The organism is Actinomycetota bacterium, assembly GCA_030684515.1.
Lineage (GTDB): Bacteria > Actinomycetota > Actinomycetes > S36-B12 > S36-B12 > UBA11398.
This window is the reverse complement of sequence record JAUXVJ010000001.1, coordinates 1-4,828: the sequence shown is the minus strand read 5'-3', so window position 1 is coordinate 4,828 and position 4,828 is coordinate 1. Positions and strand designations below refer to the sequence as shown.

The window sequence follows — 4,828 nt, the reverse complement described above, 5'->3', positions numbered from 1 at the left end:
GCAGGCGAAGCTCATCGCCGTTCACGGGTAGCGCCACATCTGGTTGCTTCAGGGTCAATGCGACGCCCATCATCTGGTATCGCGGAGTCGCTGCAGCGACCGCCGCTTCGCAGGTAGCGCACATGTCAATGGGTGTCAGTTCAAGGCCCAAGGCATGCTCGTCAGCGGCAGCAGTCTCACGTAGGTCGCCCGCGAGGCGTTTGAGACGGTAAACTTGGTGTCGCATCGTCGCCCAAGCTTCAACGTCACGGACGACTACTTCGTCCTCGAGTCCATCGATATAAGCCTCAAGTGTTGCTAGTGGCGTGCGCAATTCATGCGCCAGATCGGCGAGCAGGCGCGAGCGTGCCGCCTCCGAGTCACCCAACTGGGTAGCCATGAGCGTGAAGGAGCCCGACAGTTGTTCGAGCTCGCTGCTAAATCCGGCGTGGGGCACGACCACATCGAAATTCCCTGCCGCCACAGACTCGGCCGCCCTCGCCAACTCTTCGATTGGTCGCGAGACGCGACGCACCAGTAGCCATGACACCGCGCCAGCTGCCGCAACTGACACCGCCGTGGCAACCACCACGGAAATGACAAAGGCGAATGCAAATGCTTCTTCTGCATGCTCCTGTACTACTTCAGAAACCACACCCAAATGGTTCAGGTGCTGGTGGAACAAGATTGGAGCAACGATCCAGGCAGTCACGATGAGAGCCAGTGCCCCAATTCCGACCACCATTGATTGGATCAACATCATCCGCGTGGCGAACCTGGGCCCGCCCCTCATGTCTGGATGACCAAGCCATAGCCAACAGCGCGTACCGTGCGGATGAACCGCGGGTCGGATGCATCATCTTGGAGTTTGGTGCGCAGATGACCGATGTGTACATCGACGACGTGTTCATCACCCACCCAGCCTGGTCCCCACACGGCCTCAATGAGCTGACGTCGCGTGAGCACCGCATGCGGACGGGCCATCATTGCGGCCAATAGGTCAAACTCAGTGCGCGTCAATACCACTTCGTCCCCATCGACCAGGGTTGATCGTGCTTGAACGTCCACGGTGAGACCGACGATGGACATAGGCGCCTGCGTGGCCGATAGCGGGATCGAGGAGCGCGGACGGCGCAGCATTGCCCGCACTCGCGCGATGAGTTCTCGTGGCGAAAATGGCTTGACCAGATAATCATCGGCGCCCATCGTCAGACCTAGTACTTTGTCGACCTCTTCATCACGGGCCGTCAGCATGATGATGTACGCATCGCTGAATTGGCGAATGAGTCGACATGCCTCGATTCCGTCGAATCCTGGAAGCATGAGATCCAGAACGATCAGATCAGGGCGATGCGAGCGCGCAACATCAACGGCGTCCTGCCCCGTGTGTGCGAGCGCAACATCGAAACCTTCCCGCACGAGATAGCTGCTGATTACTGCCGTCAGGGGTATCTCATCGTCAACTACAAGCACGCGCAGGCCATCAGCCATGCGCCGGCGACCCTGGGTGCTCTAGTAGCCGGCGCGCATCGGCATATGTCTGCGCGTCAATCTCACCTGCGGCGAAGCGTCGATCAAGAATCGCACGCGGTGATTCAAGAGACAACACTTTGCTCTCCCCATCGTTTTGCGTAAACCGGACGACTATCCATATTCCAAAGCCAATCAGCGCGATCCAGCAGGTCATCATGATGCCCATGCCCCACCAGTTCGCACCGGGCCAGCCCAATCCGTCTTGAATCCAGCCCATCATCGTTGGGCCTCCTTGCTTCTATGACACGTCGTTACGCTCGATTCTTGAATTGTCCCGTTGGTGGGTGCCCATCTGTGCGCAGAATCGATGAAGATTGCATAAAGGCACCTTCGCTCATCCCTTGATCAAATCTTCATCCGTTCTTTCGGGTACCTCTACTGACCCCGCTCGATGATGAATGCGCAGCAAAGAAGGAACCACCGTAGACATGCCTTGCTTCACGCCCGCGAATTCGGCCGAACCATCCTTTGCATTGCCATCACAAGGAGCAGACTCACATGAACAAACATCCTCTGGCAACCACCGCCAGCGCACTGGCAATCACCGCACTGCTAGCCACGTTCGGAGCAACACAGCCCGCCAACGCGGCCCCGACGCCAGCACCAATGAGCGAGAGCAACACGATGAAGATGGGCATGGGTGCCGCTGGCGACATCTCGTTCACCCAAATGATGCTCCCCCACCATCAGCAGGCAATCCAGATGTCCAACCTCGCGTTGAAGCATGCCAAGTCCCCACTGGTCTTGGCACTAGCCAAGCAGATCAAGGCCGCTCAGACGCCCGAGAGCACCATGCTGCGGGCATGGCTCAAGGGATGGGGTGCGCCGATGTCGCCAGCTATGGATCACTCATCCTCGGGCAGCATGTCCGGCATGACTGCAGGCTCCACCGGCATGATGAATGAGGCCGACATAGCCAAACTCGCCCGCGCCCGAGGCACGAACTTCGACAACAAGTGGCTACAGATGATGATCACCCACCATCAAGGAGCCATCGCCAGCAGCCGACAAGTCCTCAAGACCACCAGTAATGCACTGGTGCAGAAGTTGGCCAAGTCCATCATCGCCGGGCAAAGCACCGAGATAGCAACGATGAAGCAACTGCTTGCTAAGTAGATAGTTGGAACTCGAACGAGAAGGGCTGACCATGAATAAACTCGTGATTGACGTGCAGGGCATGACCTGTAGCCACTGCGTGAATTCCGTCATCGAGGAAGTCACCAAGATTGAAGGAGTGACGCGGGTCGAGGTGAACCTACAGCCAGGCGAAAACTCGCACGTGCACGTGCAAAGTAGGCAATCGCTGACGGCCGCTGATCTTCAGCCGGCAATTGAAAAAGCCGGCTACATCCTGACTGCACCATGAGACGCCGTCAGGGAGTCCATGCGCGAGCAGTAGCGCTCCTACTGATCGTGGCCGGTGCCGCAACGCTTCTGGCCGCGTGCTCATCACCCACAGGCAGCAACACCCCCGCCTCGCCTGAGGCCGCTTCATCGCGAACACAGACGCTGTCCCCTACAGAGGAACCGGTCGCCAGCGGTGAAGCAGTGAGTACGGACTCCCTGACGGGGCACGTCCACAACCTCGTACTGGTCGGCGCCAAGCTCTACTTCGGCACCCACGACGGAATTTGGAGCCAGCAACCCGGACACCAACCAGTGCGAGTATCCGACGAGGTCTTCGACACCATGGGGCTTACGCGCACAGGCAACACTTGGCTGGCCTCCGGACACCCAGGGCCAGAAATGGATGCACCCAACGATCTGGGCCTTGGCATCTCCACCAATGGGGGTCAGACCTGGAAGAAGGCTTCCCTTGGTGGGCAAGTCGACTTCCACCGACTCGTCGCCACGAACAAGGTTGTCATGGGTCTTGCCTCAAACAACGGCGTCCTATGGCGAACCGAAAACCTTGGACGTGCCTGGAAACAACTGGGTACACCCGAACTCTTCGACTTGGCCCTGGATCCCGCAAATGACGCAAATGTGATCGGTACCAGCCAGACCGGTGTCATGCGCAGCATCAACGCTGGGGCGTCATTTTCACCGGTCGCGGGCGCACCACTGCTGGCCCTCCTTGCTGCAACTCGAGGTCAAGTACTAGGCGCGAGCATTGACGGAAAGGTCTACGCGTCAACCGATGGTGGTTCGAGCTGGATTCAGCGAGGGAGCCTGAGAGCCCAGCCCGCGGCTCTGGCCGCAGACGGATCACGAGTTGCGGCACTCGTGGGCGACACGATCATGGAATCCCTCGACGGGGGGCGAACCTTCCAAGTTCGCCTCACTGGAGTCGGAGCCGCCAGCTAGAACACGTGACCGTTAGACGAATACGCATACCTAACCCGCAAGCCAGCGCCACGCAACGACCGCAGCAATGCCGACAAGCGCAGCAACGATCAGCAACATACGAAGTCGCGGACGCTTTGAGCACACTCGTGCCTTCACGAGCATGCCCGGTGCAGCAGGTCTGACGAGAATCTTCACACGCACACTCACAAGGAATCCGCGAGCATCAGATGACACGCCCGACGCCCGAGAAGCGCTCTCGATACCAAGGCCCCAAGAAGGCTATGAGTTCCACCCCATCATCAGGATTGGAAGCGCTAACCATCTTGCCATTCCCAACGTACATTCCAACGTGGTGAGCCCCTGAGCCGAAGTAGAAGACAAGATCTCCCGGACGGATCTGCGACACAGGCACTCGTCGGGTCTGCGAATACTGAGACTTGGAGTAGTGCGTGAGTCCAACACCGGCTTGCCGCCATGCCGCCAAAGTCAGGCCCGAGCAGTCATACGACCCCGGCCCATCTTGGGCTGCGACATACGACTTGCCCACCTGCGACAAGGCAAACCTCACAGCAGAGGCGGCCCGGCCGCTACCTATGTAGCCCAATGGGGTCTTCCCAGGCTTACGTCCTGGGCGCTGAACAGTTGCCGCAAGTTGTTTCTTAGCCGTCGCAGCTGCGGCCAATGCCTGCTGACGAGCCTGGGCCTTGATGCGATCCCATCGCGCGCGTTGTGCAGCTGTCATCTTTGCCAGCACCGCCTGCGCCTTGCCCAAGTTGGTGTCGGCCTCAGACTTGGCTGAAGCCATCGCGGCGTTGAACCGTTTGGCAGCAGCGACCTGCTGTGCGACCTCAGCCTGGGTTTGGCGCAGTCGCAGGGTGCTGGTCTGCCATCTGCGAAGAATTGTCTGCTGCGACTTCGCCAATTGATTGAGTGCGGCCCCTTGGGCAAGGAACGCTGACGGGTCACTCGCAAGTAGAAGTTGCAATGACGGGTCCAAAGACGCCGACATGTACGCCGAGCGAGCGAG

The 4,828-nt window shown here is 59.1% G+C and carries 8 protein-coding genes; 3 read left to right on the top strand and 5 right to left on the bottom strand.

The window, feature by feature from the left end:
* The 3 genes from Q8M73_00040 to Q8M73_00030 form a co-directional block, all read right to left on the bottom strand.
* On the bottom strand, positions 1-739 hold a 739-nt coding region (locus Q8M73_00040), incomplete at its 3' end, for a HAMP domain-containing protein (protein MDP2286947.1).
* 29 nt (positions 740-768) lie between these two features.
* On the bottom strand, positions 769-1,470 hold the full coding sequence (locus Q8M73_00035; GenBank protein ID MDP2286946.1) for a response regulator transcription factor: 702 nt from the start codon (positions 1,468-1,470) through the stop codon (positions 769-771).
* A complete protein-coding gene (locus Q8M73_00030; protein ID MDP2286945.1) occupies positions 1,463-1,732 on the bottom strand; it encodes a hypothetical protein in 270 nt (89 codons plus the stop codon). Before Q8M73_00030 ends, Q8M73_00035 begins: the two co-directional genes overlap by 8 nt.
* 278 nt (positions 1,733-2,010) lie before the next feature.
* On the opposite strand from Q8M73_00030, the gene Q8M73_00025 reads away from it, so the two are divergent.
* From Q8M73_00025 to Q8M73_00015, 3 genes are read left to right on the top strand one after another with little or no spacing between them, the layout of a single operon-like run.
* Entirely contained in the window at positions 2,011-2,628 is a 618-nt protein-coding gene (locus Q8M73_00025) for a DUF305 domain-containing protein (GenBank protein MDP2286944.1), read from the top strand.
* Positions 2,629-2,659: 31 nt separating this feature from the next.
* Positions 2,660-2,878 (top strand): heavy metal-associated domain-containing protein, encoded by a 219-nt coding sequence (locus Q8M73_00020; GenBank protein ID MDP2286943.1) that lies wholly within the window; start codon positions 2,660-2,662, stop codon positions 2,876-2,878.
* Positions 2,875-3,819, top strand: a complete 945-nt coding sequence (locus tag Q8M73_00015; protein ID MDP2286942.1) for an exo-alpha-sialidase — start codon at positions 2,875-2,877, stop codon at positions 3,817-3,819. Before Q8M73_00020 ends, Q8M73_00015 begins: the two co-directional genes overlap by 4 nt.
* A 30-nt stretch (positions 3,820-3,849) precedes the next feature.
* Here Q8M73_00015 and Q8M73_00010 read toward each other — a convergent pair whose 3' ends face one another.
* Together Q8M73_00010 and Q8M73_00005 are read right to left on the bottom strand one after the other, a co-directional pair.
* Positions 3,850-4,035, bottom strand: coding sequence for a hypothetical protein (locus tag Q8M73_00010; protein MDP2286941.1), 186 nt, complete (start codon positions 4,033-4,035; stop codon positions 3,850-3,852).
* Positions 4,025-4,828: NlpC/P60 family protein (locus Q8M73_00005; GenBank protein ID MDP2286940.1), on the bottom strand; the 804-nt coding region annotated here is incomplete at its 5' end. The genes Q8M73_00010 and Q8M73_00005, both read right to left, overlap by 11 nt.